A 16,422-nucleotide genomic window follows, 5' to 3' on the forward strand; every position below is an offset into this window, starting at 1 on the left:
ATGCAACAGACTATCCAGACTACCCTGTTGATCATCGGCGGCGGCCCTGGCGGCTACGTGGCTGCCATCCGTGCCGGGCAACTGGGCATCCCCACCGTGCTGGTGGAAGGCCAGGCACTGGGCGGTACCTGCCTGAACATCGGCTGCATCCCGTCCAAGGCGCTGATCCACGTGGCCGAGCAGTTCCACCAGACCTCGCGCTTTGCCGGCCCGTCGGAGCTGGGCATCAGCGTCGCCTCGCCGCGCCTGGACATCGGCCAGAGCGTGGCCTGGAAGGACGGCATTGTCGACCGCCTGACCACCGGCGTCGCCGCGCTGCTGAAAAAGCACGGGGTCAAGGTGATCCATGGCTGGGCGAAGGTGCTCGACGGCAAGCAGGTCGAGGTCGATGGCCAGCGTATCCAGTGCGAGCACCTGTTGCTGGCCACAGGCTCCAGCAGCGTCGAACTGCCAATGCTGCCGCTGGGTGGGCCGATCATTTCCTCGACCGAAGCCCTGGCGCCGAAAACCCTGCCGCAGCACCTGGTAGTGGTGGGCGGCGGCTACATCGGCCTCGAGCTGGGCATCGCCTACCGCAAGCTGGGCGCCCGGGTCAGCGTGGTGGAGGCGCGCGAGCGCATCCTGCCAACCTACGACAGCGAGCTGACCGCCCCGGTGGCCGAATCGCTGAAGAAGCTGGGCATCACCCTGCACCTGGGCCATAGCGTCGAAGGTTACGAAGGCGGCTGCCTGCTGGCCCGTGATGGCCAGGGCGGCCAATTGCGCCTGGAAGCCGACCAGGTGCTGGTGGCCGTGGGCCGCCGGCCACGCACGCAAGGTTTCAACCTTGAGTGCCTGGACCTGAAGATGAACGGCGCCGCCGTCGCCATCGACGAGCGCTGCCAGACCAGCATGCGCAACGTCTGGGCCATCGGCGACGTGGCCGGCGAACCGATGCTGGCGCACCGGGCCATGGCCCAGGGCGAGATGGTCGCCGAGATCATCGCCGGCAAGGCGCGCCGTTTCGAACCCAGCGCGATCGCCGCGGTGTGTTTCACCGACCCGGAAGTGGTGGTGGTCGGCAAGACCCCGGAGCAAGCCAGCCAGCAAGGGCTGGACTGCATCGTCGCGCAGTTCCCGTTCGCCGCCAATGGCCGGGCCATGAGTCTGGAATCGAAAAGCGGTTTCGTGCGGGTGGTGGCGCGCCGTGACAACCACCTGATCCTGGGTTGGCAGGCGGTTGGCGTGGCGGTTTCCGAGTTGTCGACGGCGTTTGCCCAGTCGCTGGAAATGGGCGCGTGCCTGGAGGATGTGGCCGGCACCATCCATGCCCACCCGACACTGGGTGAGGCGGTACAGGAAGCGGCGCTGCGCGCGCTGGGCCACGCCCTGCATATCTGACACTGAAGCGGCCGAGGCCGATTTGGCCCGCAGCGCCCCAGGCGTTGCGGGTCTTTTTTCATGGGCGAGTCAGTGCCGGCCTCTTCGCGGGTAAACCCCCCACAGGGACATCACTGCCCGTGAGAGCAGTGGCGCACCTGTGGGAGCGGGTTTACCCGCGAAGAGGCCGGCACAGGCTACTCGGCTATGGCGTTCTTGCCGTTCCCCTTGGCCCGGTACAGCGCCTTGTCGGCACGCGCCAGCAGTGCATGCTGGTCCTCCCCTTCCTCCCATTGCACCACACCGTAGCTCATGGTCAGCCGGCAATCGCCCACCGGCTCTATCTGCGCCATCGCCTGGCGCAAGCGTGCAGCCACCTCCAGCGCCTCGCCCAGCGAGGCCTGCGGCAATACGATGACGAACTCGTCCCCACCCCAGCGCGCCAGCAGGTCCTGCTCCCGCAGGCAGGCACGCAGGACGTCGACCACCCGCAACAGCGCCGCATCGCCATGGGCATGGCCATAGCGGTCATTGATCGGCTTGAAGTCATCCAGGTCCATGGCTATCAGCGACAACGGCTGGCGAAAACGCTGGGCACGCTCGCACTCCAGTTGTAGCGCCTTCTCCAGACGATAGCGATTGGCAATGCGGGTCAACGCATCACGCTCGGCCAGCTCGCGGTTTTCGTCCAACTGCCGCTGCAACTGCTGGTTCACCCAGGACAGCTCGCGAGTGCGTTCGGCCACCTGGCTTTCCAGCGACTGGTTCCTCTGCTGCAGTTGCGCCACAAGGCGCTTGTTGGCGTCAATGTTGCGGTGGGCACCAAGCATGCGCGCCACCGAGCCGTCCTCGTTATGGGCGATGATGTAACCGCTGTCTTCTATCCACAGATAGCTGCCATCCTGGCAACGGCAGCGGTATTCGACCAGATAGTGCTCGTTACGCTGGTTGATGTACGCCTCGAAATGCGCCATCACCCGTGGGTAGTCCTCCGGGTGGATCACGCTTTCCCAGGTGAGCACCGAGTTGGCCATGGAGTGGCTGGGGTAGCCAAGCATGGCGTACCAGCCCGGGTTGCGATAGACGTAGCCGGTATTGGCATTCCAGTCCCAGATACCATCGCTGATAAGATCGAACAACGTACGCAACTGCTGCGCACTGAAGCCGGCAGGTACCGGCCGGGTTTCCTGACTCATTGACGCTCTCCCTGACGGCTGGCGCACCCGAACAGAATAGCCCCGACGCCCTGTTTTTGCGGCGCTGTGAGAGCAGGCATGGATCGAGGACGCTCAAGCCAGATGCAACAGCGCCTCCTCCACCGCGGCAACCACCTGGTTGCCCTTGGCACCCGGCAGCCGCCATGCGGCGATGGTCACACCCAGTGGCACAGCGCGGTCGATGGGGGCGACCAGTTCACCGCTGTCCAGGTAACGCTGCACCAGGCTTCTGCGCCCTATCAGCACCCCTGCAGCCAGCAAGGCTTGCTGCAGGGCGATCGAGTACAGGGAAAAACCCGGCCCACGGGCAACGAACTTGTGCCCAGGCATCACCGCCCCCGTCCACACCGCCCAGTCGTTCCAGCCGACGTCGGCGATGCAACGGGCGTCGGCAAGATCCTCGGGCTTGGTGATGCTGGTGGCCAGGGCCGGCACGCACACGGGCAGGATTTCTTCCGTGGCTATCCTGCGTTGCCAACGCTCGGGCTTTTCGGTGTAGAACAGGCACAGGTCGAACGGGCTGCGCTTCAGGTTGGGCGGCTCATCCACCGCAGTCACCGATATCTCGATGGGTGCCAGCAAGCGGGTCAGTTCCGGCAGGCGTGGCCCGATCCACAACTGCGCCAGAGCAGGCGATGTGACGATATGCACCCGCTGCGGTGCCGCCAGGCGGCGCAATGCGCGCGCAGCGGCTTCCACGGCGTCGAATGCCTCGGTGAACTGGCCTTTCACGCTTTCGCCCAAGGGCGTCAGCCGTACGCCTTTGGCATGGCGCTCGAACAAGGCCGCGCCGTATTCGTTCTCCAGGGTCTTGACCAGGGCGGCGATGGCCCCCGGTGTCACCTTCAGTTCGAGTGCGGCACGGGCGAAACCGCCCAGGCGGGCTGACGCTTCGAAGGCACGCAAGGCATTGAGCTGCAGCGAGTGCCGGGTAGGGGTGTCGAGGTACACGGTTTCAGGCCTATTTTTTTTAGGCCTACTATTTCAGAAATCTGACGTTGTGGCCAACTGTCGCGCGCATTAACGTGGACGTGCCGCCCTTGTACCGCCTGCACACTTTCAAGGATTTCAAATGCCGTATCCAAGCGCGCCCCAAGCGTTCAGGCAAGGTGCCCGCAGCGCCCTGCCATTGACCTCCGGCATCGTGCCCTTCGGCCTGATCACCGGGGTCACGGCGATCGGCATGGGCCTGTCGCCAACCGATGCCATCGGCATGACCTTGCTGTTCTACTCCGGTTCGGCGCAGATGGTGGTGATGCAGTTGATGCAAAGCGCCGCCCTGCCGGTGACCATGGTAGTCACCGCGCTGGTGATCAACCTGCGCTTCCTGATGTACAGCGCCAGCCTGGCCCCGCACCTGGGCCAGTTGCCCCGCCGCCGCAAGTGGCCGATGGCGTACATGCTGTCAGACCAGTCCTTCGCCCTGTGCATGCTGAGGATGGGCACGGGTGGACTGGGGCAGTATGCCTACCCCTACTATGCCGGTACGGCAATCACCATGTTCTTCGGCTGGAACCTCTCGGTGCTGGCGGGCATGTACCTGGGCGCGAGCATTCCTGAAGACTGGTCGCTCGGCTTTGCCATCCCCCTGTCGTTCCTGGCCCTGTTGATACCTGGCATTCGCAATGCAGCCACGCTTGGCGCAGCGCTGACCGGCGGTGTGCTCGCCGTACTGGCCGTCGACCTGCCCTACAACCTCGGCCTGCTGGCTGGCGCGCTGGGCGGCATCATCGCCGGACTTGCCATCGAGAACTGGCAAAAACAGCAAACTGCGGCAGAAGCCAATACCGAGCAGGAAGCATCATGAGCGAAACGACCCAGTGGATGACCTTCATTCTTATCGGCCTGGGCACCTTCGCCATCCGCCTGTCGTTCATCGAGTTGCACACGGCATTGCGCATCCCTCCACTGTTTCGCCGCGCCCTGGCGTATGTGCCAGCCAGCGTGTTGGCCGCATTGGTACTGCCGGCCGTGGTATTCCCGGACCGGCAGGCGGGGTTCGACTGGATGAACCCACAGATACCAGCGGCGATACTTGCCGCGCTGGTGGCGTGGCGTACGCGCAGCACGATGCTGACGCTAATTGTAGGCATGGGAGTGCTGTGGGCCTTGAAGCATCTGGGGATGTAGGAATACGCAGCTTCAAGGCGGAACGTGGCGGGGTACTTCGTGGTGCGTCAGCGCTTGGCCGGTAAACTGATATTCCTGCTCTACACGGCCCCTGTAGGAGCGGCCTTGTGTCGCGAAAGGGCCGCAAGGCGGCCCCAGGATTTTGGCTTCACAGCTGATATGGCCGGGGCTGCTGCGCAGCCCTTTCGCGACACAAGGCCGCTCTTACACGGCCAGCGTCAGCTCGGCGACTGCTTGCAGTATCAGACTGCGCTGGCCTTGGCCAGGTCCAGCGAACGTGTCTCCGGCGCCATCAGCCAGGTGCAGAGCAGCCCGACCATCGAAATGCCAAACGCCACGATCATGGTGTTGGCAATGCCGAGCGACTCCAGCGACATGGGCACCAGGTAGGTGCCGATGGCGGCACCGATACGCGACAGGGAAGTTGCCAGGCCAGCCGAACCCCGGGCTACAGGCCGGCAACAAACCGGCCACGAGCGCAGGGCAATCAGTGCGGCGGCTGATGTGACCCAGAACTGGCCGAGGGGAAACAGCCCAGTGGACGAGGAAGTACACAAGCGGGTGAGGGAGTTGCTGAACGCCGGCCTAGGCATCCGAGCAACGGCCAGACACGCTGACTGCTCAACCACCACAGTCTGCGTATACGGGGTAACCTCTAATTTTCACCAGCCGGTACTTCGGCTTTTTTCTTGTCACGAAGAAAATATACCGCCACCCCCCCGAGAATTAGTAGAGCCGAAATCCAGACAAAAAGAGTGCCTGACTTGGCGACAATGAAAAAAGTAGGTTCTTCTAATGTGGCAAACACCTTCCTGCCGACAGCCGACGCAAGCAGCGCAGCAGTAACGCCGGCCAAGGCAGCGGTAAACCAACTCAATTTTGAGTTTTCGCCAACTAGCTTTATGAGTTCGCCGTGATTGCTCACAAGCTCACTAAGCGACGCTAAAACACCCAGTTTTTCCTCAACCTCCGGACGTTTTTCCTCCGGAACCAGAGAAACTACCTCTTCAATAATGGCCTTAGCATCTGAAGTCATTGTTTCCCACGTCAGAGGCGTCATTTCCATTTTTACTTGCCGGATTAGCGCGTCAATTTTCACCGAGTACTCGGACTTCTGCGGTATGTCGAGATGCCTACTTCTCTGCAATCTCAAGGCCACATCCTGGAGCAACGTGATCGCTGTGCAGTTCGGGCGCAGCACAACCGAATGAAAGCGCTCAGATGCGTCTATCAGATTGTTAATAACACTCCGCGAAATTTCTTGCTTGTTGATAATGTAGCTTTCGACTACATCGATGAGCTCCGCATTTGCATGCTTTTTTCGCTCGGCAGATGCAGACGCGGAATCCTTTTTTTGCAATCGATAGAAAATGTAGGCAACGAAAAAACCGATAACGATGGAGAATATCGATAGCCAGTTATTGCTCAGGAATTCCTGCATTTTCCACCTTCAGATCCATTGTTCCCCCGCACCGAAGTGGCTATCAGGGTGATCCTAGTAAAGCATTCGATAGGGGTAGCATCGGTAGAAAAAACACTGATTACACCCATCCTGCACCCAGGGTGCATAATGAAAAAATCCTGAAATCGCCACGAGCCTTGAGAAATATGGCGTCCCAGGGCAGGTTCGAACTGCCAACCTTCCCCTTAGGAGGGGGATGCTCTATCCAATTGAGCTACTGAGACGCAAGTGCCGGCAGCGAACGCTGCATAGCGGGACGGCCAGCATGTTAACCAGCATGCTGGCGTTTGTCATGCCTCAAGCGGGCTTTTTCGCGTAATCCTTTTCTGCCAATGCTACACCTGCGGCAGCACACCTTCATCATGCAGCAGCGTGAACAATGCCGCGACTGCGGTTTCCAGGGTGGTGGAGTTGTCCAGCACATGCAGCGACGGATCAGCCAACGCTTGCAAGCGTGCATTACGTGCCAGGCGCTGCTCGATTTCTTCTGCGCTTTCCCGGCCGCGGGCCAACAGGCGCTCGCGCAGCACTCCGTGCCTGACCTCCACCAGCACTGCCAACAGGTTCGGGTAGCGCCGGCGCGCCTCGGCGAGATAAGCCCGCGAACCATTCACCAGCACCGACCTGCCCGCCGACAGCCACTGATCCACCTGCAGTGGAATGCCGTAATCCAGGCCATTGGCGCGCCAATGCATGGCGAACGCGCCCTGTGCGCGCATTGCTTCGAACTGTTCGGCCGTTACGCCATGGGCGGCTTCGCCCTTGGCTTCAGCCGAACGGGTAATGACGCGACGAGCGATTTCCACCCCGGCGGCTGAAAGCCGCTCACGGGAAGCGTCAATCAGGGAATCTTTCCCGGAACCCGACGGTCCTACCAGATATATCAACCGGCCTGTGCCTGATTGGCGGTCGCTTGCGTCATGTTGCATAGCCACTATGCTCTATGGAGGAAAACCCGCACATTCTAGGGACTTTCCCGGGCTTTTGGTGCGTTTTACCCGTTTTTGACGGCAAAAGTCTGACGATTGGGCAAGCCGGTACATGTAAAACTTTTCAAACCAGTACTCATTTCTGATAATTGGTACTGGCAAAAAGCCTTTATCCGGCTCACTATTTGTCACAGAATTGACGCCAAGGAAACGGCGACCATGAGGCAAGATGAGCATCCATTTTTCACAGACGGTTGAACATTTCGTCGTCGCCACGGTCGTACTACCACCCCGTGCGGCCAATTTGAGAACCGCTTCCCCTGAACCAAAATCCGGTCAATTTATATGCGCCCAATGAAACAGGCTATTTATTCGAGCCGCACCGCTGACAAGTTCGTCGTCCGCCTGCCCGACGGGATGCGTGAGCGCATTGCCGAGGTAGCGCGCAACCATCACCGCAGCATGAACTCCGAAATCATCGCGCGCCTGGAACAGAGCCTTATCCAGGAAGGTGCGCTGGGTGACGATTTGAGCATGCGCCTGGACAGCCCCGAACTGTCCCTGCATGAACGCGAGTTGCTGCAACGCTTCCGCCAACTGTCGCACCGCCAGCAGAACGCGCTGGTGGCCCTCATCGCTCACGATGTGGAAATGGCTGCCGACGCCTCCTGAGGTTTGCAACCGAACACAAAAAAGCCAGCGTAAGCTGGCTTTTTTGTGAATGGTGATCCTGCAAGAGACGCGATCCGTTTGTTTGTAGGAGCGTGGGCTACAGCAGGAACAGCGTGGCCAGCCCGAGGAAGATGAAGAACCCACCACTGTCGGTCACCGCGGTAATCATCACGCTGGAGCCCATCGCCGGGTCGCGCCCCAGGCGTGTCAGGGTCATCGGGATCAACACCCCCATCAAGGCCGCCAACAGCAGGTTCAAGGTCATCGCCGCAGTCATCACCAGGCCCAACGACCAGCTGCCATACAGCCAGAACGCCACCGCACCGATCACCCCGCCCCAGATCAGGCCGTTGAGCAGCGATACCGCCAGCTCCTTGCGCATCAGGCGGCTGGTGTTGCCCGGCGACACCTGGTCCAGCGCCATGGCACGCACGATCATGGTGATGGTCTGGTTACCGGAGTTGCCGCCAATGCCTGCCACGATCGGCATCAGTGCGGCCAGGGCCACCAGTTTCTCGATCGAACCTTCGAACAGGCCGATCACTCGCGAGGCAACGAAAGCGGTAATCAGGTTGATGGCCAACCAGGCCCAGCGGTTGCGCAGCGAACGCCAGACCGAGGCGAAGATGTCTTCTTCCTCGCGCAAACCGGCCATGTTCAGCACTTCGCTTTCGCTTTCCTCACGAATCAGGTCGACCATTTCGTCGATGGTCAAGCGGCCGATCAGGCGTTCGTTCTTGTCCACAACTGGCGCAGATACCAGGTCATAACGCTCGAAGGCCTGCGCCGCATCATAGGCATCCTCCTCGGGGTGGAAGGAGACCGGATCGGTCGCCATGACCTCCGCCACCTTCTTCTCCGGGTCGTTGACCAGCAGGCGCTTGATCGGCAATACGCCCTTGAGAATGCCGTCATAGTCGACCACGAAGAGTTTGTCGGTGTGGTTCGGCAGCTCTTTCAGGCGGCGAAGGTAGCGCAACACCACTTCCAGGCTGACGTCTTCGCGGATGGTGACCATCTCGAAGTCCATCAGCGCACCAACCTGCTCCTCGTCGTAGCTAAGCGCCGAACGCACGCGCTCGCGTTGCTGGGCATCGAGGGTTTCCATCAGCTCGTGAACAACGTCACGCGGCAGCTCTGGAGCCAGGTCCGCCAGCTCGTCGGCGTCCATTTCCTTGGCGGCGGCGAGCAGCTCGTGATCGTCCATGTCGGCGATCAGCGATTGCCGCACGGCGTCGGACACTTCCAGCAGGATGTCGCCATCGCGATCCGAGCGCACCAGCTGCCAGACCGTCAGGCGGTCTTCCAGGGGCAAGGCTTCGAGGATGTAGGCGATGTCGGCGGGGTGCAGGTCGTCGAGTTTGCGCTGCAGCTCGACGAGGTTCTGGCGGTGGACCAGGTTTTCCACCAGGTCGTGGTGGGCGCCTTCCTGACGATGGGTCAGGTCTTCTACCACGCGCTGGCGCTGCAGCAGTTCGACCACCTGGGCCAGGCGGTCCTGCAGGCTTTCCTGCGCTTTTTTTACTTCTACTTCAGTCATAGGCGAACTCCACTCCCAGCAGCGGAGCACGCCGGGAGAATCAATCGGTCAGATCTTTCTGTATGAATCTTGTTAGCGAGTAACTACTGGGTAAGTCCATGGTGGTTTTCCACAAGCCCCGGCGGGGCTGACGGGCGCAATCATACACTGCTAAAGCTGTCAGATCGCTTAAAATTTTTGGCCAGAACAATCGTTTGCGTGATAAAGCTGGGACAACGCTCGAAGCTATCAGTGCGACGGTTGTCATGGGTGGGAAAGCACATTCATTTCAGAAGTGTGGCGCCTGGTCGATTTTGGGGCCGCTGCGCGCCCCATCGCGACACAAGGCCGCTCCCACAGAAGAGCGCGGCACCTGCACCACAGTCATTACAGAAGAGCTTAGATCGACATCAGCAACAATTCATTGGCGCAGAAAAACAAAAAGCCCGCTCAATTGAGCGGGCTTCTTGATTTGGTGTGGCGGACTCAGGAGGATTCGAACCTCCGACCGCTCGGTTCGTAGCCGAGTACTCTATCCAGCTGAGCTATGAGTCCGTGGTGGTATTTTTAGACCAGATTACCACTGGTTGGTTGAAGTGCCTTTGCAAGCAGAGCCACTTCAAAAAGTGGCGGACTCAGCAGGATTCGAACCTGCGACCGCTCGGTTCGTAGCCGAGTACTCTATCCAGCTGAGCTATGAGTCCGCGATGGTAGTTTTAGACCAGATTACCACTGGTTGATTGAAGCAGCCTTGCAAGCAAAGCCACTTCAAAAGTGGCGGACTCAGGAGGATTCGAACCTCCGACCGCTCGGTTCGTAGCCGAGTACTCTATCCAGCTGAGCTATGAGTCCGTGTCTTGCCGCGCATTATAGGTCGCTGAAACATTTTTGCAAGAACTTTTTCGTTTAAAATCAACTACTTAGCGTTCTTACCGTTTACAGCGCCCTAAGCGAATAATGGCGGTGAAGGGGGGATTCGAACCCCCGATACCCTTATGAGGTATACTCCCTTAGCAGGGGAGCGCCTTCGGCCACTCGGCCACCTCACCGCAACACGAGGCGAATATTAAACAGGCTCTTCCTCGTTTGCAACCCTTTTTTTGAAAAAAACTTCAAAAAAATTAAAGGCTTGGCTCCTCGTCCTTCTCTTTCTTGATCCGCAGGTAGATTTCCTCGCGGTGCACAGCCACTTCTTTCGGGGCGCTGACGCCAATACGCACCTGGTTGCCTTTTACGCCGAGCACCGTCACGGTGATCTCGCCGTCTCCAATGATCAGGCTCTCGGCGCACCGACGAGTCAGAATCAACATAGCTTTCTCCTTACGCAAAACATTCAGGGGTAACAGTCTTGGGTGTCGCGGCCTGGTCGTGGACGACGACCTGGGCCTGGTTGATCGCCACACAGGGCTGGACGGGCCTGCATGGCGAGCAGAAACGCGAAGGGCGCGGCAAGCCGCGCCCTTCCAGGCAGCGTATTACTCGCTCTGTCGTGCCGGGGCGTCGAGCTCGAACGCGGTGTGCAGCGCGCGTACGGCCAGCTCCAGGTACTTCTCTTCGATCACGACCGAAACCTTGATCTCGGAGGTGGAGATCATCTGGATGTTGATGCTCTCCTTGGCCAGGGCTTCGAACATGCGGCTGGCAACACCGGCGTGCGAACGCATGCCGACGCCGACGATCGAGACCTTAGCGATCTTGGTGTCGCCGATCACTTCACGGGCACCGATTTCGCGGGCAGTGTTTTCCAGCACGCTCTGCGCCTTCTCGTACTCGTTGCGGTGCACGGTGAAGGTGAAGTCGGTGGTGTTATCGTGGGCAACGTTCTGCACGATCATGTCGACCTCGATGTTCGAGGCACTGATCGGGCCGAGGATCTTGAAGGCCACGCCCGGGGTGTCCGGCACGCCGCGAATGGTCAGCTTGGCTTCATCACGGTTGAAGGCGATACCGGAAATGATCGGCTGTTCCATGGATTCCTCTTCATCAATGGTAATGAGGGTACCCGGACCCTCCTTGAAGCTGTGCAGCACGCGCAGCGGAACGTTGTACTTGCCGGCGAATTCCACCGAACGGATCTGCAGCACCTTGGAACCGAGGCTGGCCATTTCCAGCATCTCTTCGAAGGTGATCTTCTCCAGGCGCTGGGCCTGCGGCACAACACGCGGGTCGGTGGTGTAGACGCCATCGACGTCGGTGTAGATCTGGCACTCGTCAGCCTTCAGCGCAGCCGCCAGGGCCACACCCGTGGTGTCGGAGCCGCCACGGCCAAGCGTGGTGATGCTGCCGTGCTCGTCTACGCCCTGGAAGCCTGCTACCACGACCACGCGGCCTTCCTTGAGGTCGGCACGAATCTTCTGGTCGTCGATCTGCAGGATGCGCGCCTTGTTGTGTGCGCTGTCGGTGAGAATGCGCACCTGGTTGCCGGTGTAGGACACCGCTGGCACACCGCGCTTGATCAAGGCCATGGTCAGCAAGGCAATGGTGACCTGCTCACCGGTCGACACGATCACGTCCAGTTCACGCGGAACCGGCTGATCGGTGATCTGCTTGGCCAGGTCGATCAGGCGATTGGTTTCACCGCTCATTGCCGACAGCACAACCACCAGGTCGTCGCCCGCTTCACGGTGTTTCTTGACCTTATCGGCTACCTGCTCGATCCGCTCGATGGAACCGACAGAGGTGCCGCCAAATTTCTGTACGATCAACGCCATTTCAATGGTGCCTCAGCCCATATAGGGCCCCAAAAAACAATCCAACATGAAGAGGCCGGATGGGAGTGGCCTGTGTGGCTAATTCTTGCACCCAAATTCGGCACCAGGATTCGCCTCGCTGCGTTGCCACTCCTCGCCGTAGCCCGGCTACGACTCGTCGCGGCGCCTTGCGCGGCAAACCCTGGCACTCGAATTTGAGCGCAAGAATTAGCCGTACAGGCCACTAGACCGCCGGCCCCCTCATCTCAAAGTCCCTGCTCTGCGAATGGCACGGCCAGCGCCAGGGCCTGGTCCAGTGCGGCGACGTCGACGCCGCCACCCTGAGCCATGTCCGGACGACCACCGCCCTTGCCACCCACCGCCGCAGCGGCTTGTTTCATCAGATCGCCAGCCTTGAGTTGGCTGGAGAGGTCCTTGGTCACGCCGGCCACCAGCACAACCTTGCCCTCATGCTCGCTGCCCAGCAGGATCACTGCGTGGCCGAGCTTGTTCTTCAGCTGATCGACCAGCGCCAGCAGTGCCTTGCCGTCCTGTCCATCCAGGCGGGCGGCGAGCACCTTGGCGCCCTTGACCTCAACGGCCGCGTTGGAGAGATCATCCCCGGCGGCGCTGGCGGCCTTGGCCTGCAGCTGTTCCAGCTGCTTCTCCAGCTGGCGGTTGCGCTCGAGCACAGCCGACAGCTTGTCGATCAGGTTGTCGCGGTTACCCTTCACCAGCTGCGCGGCTTCCTTGACCTGCTCTTCGGCAGCGTTCAGGTAGGCCAGCGCAGCAGCGCCGGTGACCGCTTCGATACGGCGCACGCCAGAGGCCACGCCGCCTTCGCTGATGATCTTGAACAGGCTGATGTCACCGGTGCGCTTGGCGTGGATACCGCCGCACAGCTCCACCGAGAAATCGCCGCCCATGCTCAGCACACGCACGGTGTCGCCGTACTTCTCGCCGAACAGCGCCATGGCACCCTTGGCCTTGGCGGTTTCGATGTCGGTCAGTTCGGTTTCCACCGCAGTGTTCTTGCGCACTTCACGGTTGACGATGTCTTCCAGGGCCTTGATCTGCTCCGGTTTCACCGCCTCGAAGTGGCTGAAGTCAAAACGCAGGCGCTGGCTGTCGACCAGCGAGCCTTTCTGCTGTACGTGTTCGCCCAATACCTGGCGCAGCGCTTCGTGCAGCAGGTGGGTGGCGGAGTGGTTCAGCGAGGTGGCGTGCTGCACGTCGGCATCGACCTTGGCCTCGACCGGGGAGCCGATCACCAGCGCACCGCTGGCAACCACGCCGTGGTGCAGGAAGGCACCACCGGTCTTGGTGGTGTCGCGCACGTCGAAGCGCGCAGCGCCAGCCTGCAGGTAGCCGGTGTCGCCCACCTGGCCACCGGATTCGGCGTAGAACGGCGTGCGGTCGAGCACGACCACGCCCTGCTCGCCTTCACCCAGCTGGTCGACGGCCTGGCCGTCCTTGTACAGGGCGATGATCTTGCCCTGGCCTTCGGTGGCCTCGTAGCCGAGGAACTCGGTGGCGCTGTCGACCTTGACCAGGCTGTTGTAGTCCATGCCGAAGGCGCTGGCGGAACGGGCACGTTCACGCTGGGCGTTCATCTCGCGCTCGAAACCGGCTTCGTCGATGGTCAGCTCGCGCTCACGGGCGATGTCGGCGGTCAGGTCCATCGGGAAGCCGTAGGTGTCGTACAGCTTGAACACCACGTCGCCCGGCACCACATCACCCTCGAGCTGGGCCAGGTCCTGCTCAAGGATGCGCAGGCCCTGCTCCAGGGTCTTGGCGAACTGTTCTTCTTCAGCCTTGAGCACGCGCTCGATGTGCGCCTGCTGGCTGTTCAGTTCCGGGAAGGCCTCGCCCATTTCAGCGACCAGCGCGGCAACGATCTGGTAGAAGAAGCTGCCTTTGGCGCCCAGCTTGTTACCGTGGCGGCAGGCGCGGCGAATGATGCGGCGCAGCACGTAGCCACGGCCTTCGTTGGACGGCAGCACGCCGTCGGCGATCAGGAAGCCGCACGAACGGATGTGGTCGGCGACCACTTTCAGCGAGGCCTGGCCCTCATTGCTGCAACCGATGGCCTTGGCCGCGGCCGACAGCAGGTTCTGGAACAGGTCGATCTCGTAGTTCGAGTGCACGTGCTGCAGCACGGCGCTGACGCGCTCCAGGCCCATGCCGGTGTCCACAGACGGCGCTGGCAGCGGGTGCAGCACGCCGTCGGCGGTGCGGTTGAACTGCATGAAGACGTTGTTCCAGATCTCGATGTAGCGATCGCCGTCTTCTTCCGGCGAGCCGGGTGGGCCGCCCCAGATGTCCGGGCCGTGGTCGTAGAAGATCTCGGTGCACGGGCCGCATGGGCCGGTGTCGCCCATGGTCCAGAAGTTGTCGGAAGCGTACGGGGCGCCCTTGTTGTCGCCGATGCGCACCATGCGCTCGGCCGGCACGCCGACTTCCTTGGTCCAGATATCGTAGGCTTCGTCGTCAGTGGCGTAGACGGTGACCCAGAGCTTTTCCTTGGGCAGGTTCAGCCATTTTTCCGAAGTCAGGAAGGTCCAGGCGAAAGTGATCGCGTCGCGCTTGAAGTAGTCACCGAAGCTGAAGTTGCCCAGCATTTCGAAGAAGGTGTGGTGACGCGCGGTGTAACCGACGTTTTCCAGGTCGTTGTGCTTGCCGCCGGCGCGCACGCACTTCTGGCTACTGACGGCACGCGTGTAGGCACGCTTCTCCGCACCGAGGAAGCAGTCCTTGAACTGGTTCATGCCGGCATTGGTGAACAGCAGGGTCGGGTCGTTGTTCGGGATCAGCGAACTGGAGGCGACTCGGGTATGTCCCTGCTCTTCGAAGAAGCGAAGGAAGGCTTCACGGATTTCTGCGCTTTTCATAGGTTCTTCCACGGAAACGGCGGCCGTTTGGGCTAATACGTCGAATCGACGAAACGACGGCAAAGGGCGCCATTATAGCCAGCCTGAACGGGAGATACAGTGTGTTTGTACACCAGAACAGCATTCGGCGGATGAAAAGCCGTTCATTAGCACGGCCAGGGCGGAAAAGCAGACCTGCAGGCCTGCCCATGCGGTACATAAGCAACACCTGACCCGCGCAGCGGAACGGGATCCTGCTGGCCCACCTTCGCTGCCGGAGCACTCCATGCCTGAGCTGAACCTGTCCAAACTCCACTCGGATCCACACCCACTGCCTCACGAGGCTACCCTGGCCAATCCGAACCCGATCTACTACATAGATGCTCGCGAACCTGGTTACGCCCAGACCGCCTTTCCCAATGAAGACAACCCCCAGCAGCAGACCGAGGTCAAGTACATCCAGGCTGACCCCAACGTGCGAATCACCCTGGAACACACTTACCCGTTGGGGCGACGCTATCGCCGCAACACCCAGAACAGCGAGCTGCTGGCCTTCAACGTGGCCCCGCGTGCGCTGCGCTCGGATGAGCCAAAAAAGCGGGTCCGTATCGCCCCTCGCGAATGCCTGCTGGAAGTGACCATCAACGATGCGGTATTCATGGTCCCCGCGCATACCGCCCAAGCCATTGCCATTCGCCTCACCGATGGCAATCACCACGTGGTCATCGCCCCGGAGGTGAAGAAGACAGTGCTGATCGACATGATAGGGAGCGGCAACAGGATCGAGACCGGCGCAGGTATCGTCCACATCGACGCCCATACCGGCACGCACCAGGTTGTGGTCGGTAGCGGCCCGGTACTCATCGACAAGGGCGACGCGGTTGTCAACGTCACGGGGCACCGCCTGCTTGGCCGCGAGTCATCCAGGGTCGAGCTCTACCGCAATGCCGAAAACGATGCACGACTGGCCCGACCCGTGATGGCCGAACATCAGGCCCTGGGCAATATCGGCGTGCGAGTGACGGGTAGCGACCAATTCAGCCAAGCGGCAGAGGATGCGCTGGAACTGCTGCGCAAACTACCCTGTGGCCAGGCGCTACTGGCGGCCCTGGATAAAAAGGCCGGGCAGTCCGGAGCCCCGATCAGCGTGATCGAAGCAGCCAGACACCAATTCACGACCTATACACCCAGCGACCACGAAGAAGATGAAGACGAAGGCCACTTCATCATCGACGAAAACCAGAGTAGCTGGGGTTACAGCGGCGGCACACTGGCATACAACCCAGGCTGGTCGACCGCTGCGCAACTGCCACTGCTCGACCTGTACCGCTGCCTGTGCCAAGGCTGGAACTCGATGTCAGGCACCGTCTTTCCAGGCCAGACCGAGGTTCAAGGCAAAAACGGCGCTTATCCGGTGGACAACCTGCTGCTACAGAGCATCGGCTTACCCACCGATTGCAGGTTCACATTCGGCGGCAGCACCGCCCTGAACACCAACCCACCCGCCTTCACTGAAAACGGGCTACGCCAGGCGCTGCAACTGGAGCTGCGCACACAGCCGTGAACCCAGGCTA

The 16,422-nt window shown here is 60.9% G+C and carries 14 protein-coding genes, 5 tRNA genes and 1 pseudogene; 6 read left to right on the forward strand and 14 right to left on the reverse strand.

The window, feature by feature from the left end:
- Window positions 1-1,380: a dihydrolipoyl dehydrogenase gene (gene lpdA, locus WM94_RS11665; RefSeq protein WP_038410063.1), complete on the forward strand. Its 1,380-nt coding sequence runs from the start codon at window positions 1-3 to the stop codon at window positions 1,378-1,380.
- A gap of 176 nt (window positions 1,381-1,556) precedes the next feature.
- Here the strand turns inward: lpdA and WM94_RS11670 are convergent, their stop codons facing one another.
- Both WM94_RS11670 and WM94_RS11675 read right to left on the reverse strand, forming a co-directional pair.
- The gene (locus WM94_RS11670) at window positions 1,557-2,555 is read right to left on the reverse strand and encodes a diguanylate cyclase (protein WP_061551267.1); all 999 of its coding nucleotides are present in this window, start codon (window positions 2,553-2,555) and stop codon (window positions 1,557-1,559) included.
- A 93-nt stretch (window positions 2,556-2,648) separates the two neighbouring features.
- The gene (locus WM94_RS11675; protein ID WP_061551268.1) at window positions 2,649-3,527 is read right to left on the reverse strand and encodes a LysR family transcriptional regulator; all 879 of its coding nucleotides are present in this window, start codon (window positions 3,525-3,527) and stop codon (window positions 2,649-2,651) included.
- Between the two features lie 121 nt (window positions 3,528-3,648).
- Here WM94_RS11675 and WM94_RS11680 point away from each other — a divergent pair, with 121 nt between their 5' ends.
- Together WM94_RS11680 and WM94_RS11685 are read left to right on the forward strand one after the other, a co-directional pair.
- Window positions 3,649-4,383, forward strand: a complete 735-nt coding sequence (locus tag WM94_RS11680; RefSeq protein WP_061551269.1) for an AzlC family ABC transporter permease — start codon at window positions 3,649-3,651, stop codon at window positions 4,381-4,383.
- Entirely contained in the window at window positions 4,380-4,706 is a 327-nt protein-coding gene (locus tag WM94_RS11685; protein WP_003257245.1) for an AzlD domain-containing protein, read from the forward strand. Before WM94_RS11680 ends, WM94_RS11685 begins: the two co-directional genes overlap by 4 nt.
- A 242-nt stretch (window positions 4,707-4,948) precedes the next feature.
- Here the strand turns inward: WM94_RS11685 and WM94_RS30750 are convergent, their stop codons facing one another.
- Window positions 4,949-5,083 (reverse strand): hypothetical protein, encoded by a 135-nt coding sequence (locus WM94_RS30750; RefSeq protein ID WP_311133369.1) that lies wholly within the window; start codon window positions 5,081-5,083, stop codon window positions 4,949-4,951.
- A gap of 157 nt (window positions 5,084-5,240) precedes the next feature.
- Between WM94_RS30750 and WM94_RS30755 the strand changes: the two are divergent.
- Window positions 5,241-5,342: pseudogene (locus WM94_RS30755) on the forward strand (serine recombinase); the annotation flags it as partial.
- A 19-nt stretch (window positions 5,343-5,361) separates the two neighbouring features.
- Here WM94_RS30755 and WM94_RS11695 read toward each other — a convergent pair.
- The 3 genes from WM94_RS11695 to phnN form a co-directional block, all read right to left on the reverse strand.
- Entirely contained in the window at window positions 5,362-6,147 is a 786-nt protein-coding gene (locus WM94_RS11695) for a hypothetical protein (protein ID WP_061551271.1), read from the reverse strand.
- Window positions 6,148-6,315: 168 nt separating this feature from the next.
- A tRNA-Arg gene (locus tag WM94_RS11700) sits at window positions 6,316-6,392 on the reverse strand.
- A gap of 111 nt (window positions 6,393-6,503) precedes the next feature.
- Window positions 6,504-7,097, reverse strand: a complete 594-nt coding sequence (phnN, locus tag WM94_RS11705) for a phosphonate metabolism protein/1,5-bisphosphokinase (PRPP-forming) PhnN (protein ID WP_047595743.1) — start codon at window positions 7,095-7,097, stop codon at window positions 6,504-6,506.
- Between the two features lie 345 nt (window positions 7,098-7,442).
- On the opposite strand from phnN, the gene WM94_RS11710 reads away from it, so the two are divergent.
- Window positions 7,443-7,769 (forward strand): Arc family DNA-binding protein, encoded by a 327-nt coding sequence (locus tag WM94_RS11710; protein ID WP_015271261.1) that lies wholly within the window; start codon window positions 7,443-7,445, stop codon window positions 7,767-7,769.
- 97 nt (window positions 7,770-7,866) lie between these two features.
- Here WM94_RS11710 and mgtE read toward each other — a convergent pair whose 3' ends face one another.
- The 8 genes from mgtE to alaS all read right to left on the reverse strand — a co-directional run bounded on the left by mgtE (window position 7,867) and on the right by alaS (window position 14,869).
- Window positions 7,867-9,309 carry a magnesium transporter gene (mgtE, locus tag WM94_RS11715; RefSeq protein ID WP_039612614.1) on the reverse strand — a complete coding sequence of 481 codons (1,443 nt, stop codon included), beginning with the start codon at window positions 9,307-9,309 and terminating at the stop codon, window positions 7,867-7,869.
- Between the two features lie 457 nt (window positions 9,310-9,766).
- Window positions 9,767-9,843: transfer RNA gene (locus tag WM94_RS11720), tRNA-Arg, on the reverse strand.
- Between the two features lie 72 nt (window positions 9,844-9,915).
- Window positions 9,916-9,992: transfer RNA gene (locus WM94_RS11725), tRNA-Arg, on the reverse strand.
- Between the two features lie 71 nt (window positions 9,993-10,063).
- A tRNA-Arg gene (locus WM94_RS11730) sits at window positions 10,064-10,140 on the reverse strand.
- Window positions 10,141-10,246: 106 nt separating this feature from the next.
- Window positions 10,247-10,337: transfer RNA gene (locus tag WM94_RS11735), tRNA-Ser, on the reverse strand.
- A 72-nt stretch (window positions 10,338-10,409) separates the two neighbouring features.
- Window positions 10,410-10,598: a carbon storage regulator CsrA gene (gene csrA, locus WM94_RS11740; protein WP_003254503.1), complete on the reverse strand. Its 189-nt coding sequence runs from the start codon at window positions 10,596-10,598 to the stop codon at window positions 10,410-10,412.
- A 165-nt stretch (window positions 10,599-10,763) separates the two neighbouring features.
- Window positions 10,764-11,999, reverse strand: coding sequence for an aspartate kinase (locus WM94_RS11745; protein WP_013973645.1), 1,236 nt, complete (start codon window positions 11,997-11,999; stop codon window positions 10,764-10,766).
- Window positions 12,000-12,244: 245 nt separating this feature from the next.
- Window positions 12,245-14,869 carry an alanine--tRNA ligase gene (gene alaS / locus WM94_RS11750; RefSeq protein WP_061551272.1) on the reverse strand — a complete coding sequence of 875 codons (2,625 nt, stop codon included), beginning with the start codon at window positions 14,867-14,869 and terminating at the stop codon, window positions 12,245-12,247.
- A gap of 265 nt (window positions 14,870-15,134) precedes the next feature.
- On the opposite strand from alaS, the gene WM94_RS11755 reads away from it, so the two are divergent.
- Window positions 15,135-16,412: a M91 family zinc metallopeptidase gene (locus WM94_RS11755; protein ID WP_061551273.1), complete on the forward strand. Its 1,278-nt coding sequence runs from the start codon at window positions 15,135-15,137 to the stop codon at window positions 16,410-16,412.
- Window positions 16,413-16,422 lie beyond the last annotated feature (10 nt).

Source organism: Pseudomonas sp. ABFPK, assembly GCF_001586765.1.
Lineage (GTDB): Bacteria > Pseudomonadota > Gammaproteobacteria > Pseudomonadales > Pseudomonadaceae > Aquipseudomonas > Aquipseudomonas asiatica.

Bases quoted from the DNA above. Each gene is read 5' to 3' on its own strand.
- alaS (WP_061551272.1), bottom strand. From the start codon at position 14,869: ATGAAAAGCGCAGAAATCCGTGAAGCCTTCCTTCGCTTCTTCGAAGAG.
- mgtE (WP_039612614.1), bottom strand. From the start codon at position 9,309: ATGACTGAAGTAGAAGTAAAAAAAGCGCAGGAAAGCCTGCAGGACCGC.
- lpdA (WP_038410063.1), top strand. From the start codon at position 1: ATGCAACAGACTATCCAGACTACCCTGTTGATCATCGGCGGCGGCCCT.
- phnN (WP_047595743.1), bottom strand. From the start codon at position 7,097: ATGCAACATGACGCAAGCGACCGCCAATCAGGCACAGGCCGGTTGATA.
- WM94_RS11670 (WP_061551267.1), bottom strand. From the start codon at position 2,555: ATGAGTCAGGAAACCCGGCCGGTACCTGCCGGCTTCAGTGCGCAGCAG.
- WM94_RS11745 (WP_013973645.1), bottom strand. From the start codon at position 11,999: ATGGCGTTGATCGTACAGAAATTTGGCGGCACCTCTGTCGGTTCCATC.
- WM94_RS11685 (WP_003257245.1), top strand. From the start codon at position 4,380: ATGAGCGAAACGACCCAGTGGATGACCTTCATTCTTATCGGCCTGGGC.
- WM94_RS11680 (WP_061551269.1), top strand. From the start codon at position 3,649: ATGCCGTATCCAAGCGCGCCCCAAGCGTTCAGGCAAGGTGCCCGCAGC.
- csrA (WP_003254503.1), bottom strand. From the start codon at position 10,598: ATGTTGATTCTGACTCGTCGGTGCGCCGAGAGCCTGATCATTGGAGAC.
- WM94_RS30750 (WP_311133369.1), bottom strand. From the start codon at position 5,083: ATGTCGCTGGAGTCGCTCGGCATTGCCAACACCATGATCGTGGCGTTT.
- WM94_RS11695 (WP_061551271.1), bottom strand. From the start codon at position 6,147: ATGCAGGAATTCCTGAGCAATAACTGGCTATCGATATTCTCCATCGTT.
- WM94_RS11755 (WP_061551273.1), top strand. From the start codon at position 15,135: ATGCCTGAGCTGAACCTGTCCAAACTCCACTCGGATCCACACCCACTG.
- WM94_RS11710 (WP_015271261.1), top strand. From the start codon at position 7,443: ATGCGCCCAATGAAACAGGCTATTTATTCGAGCCGCACCGCTGACAAG.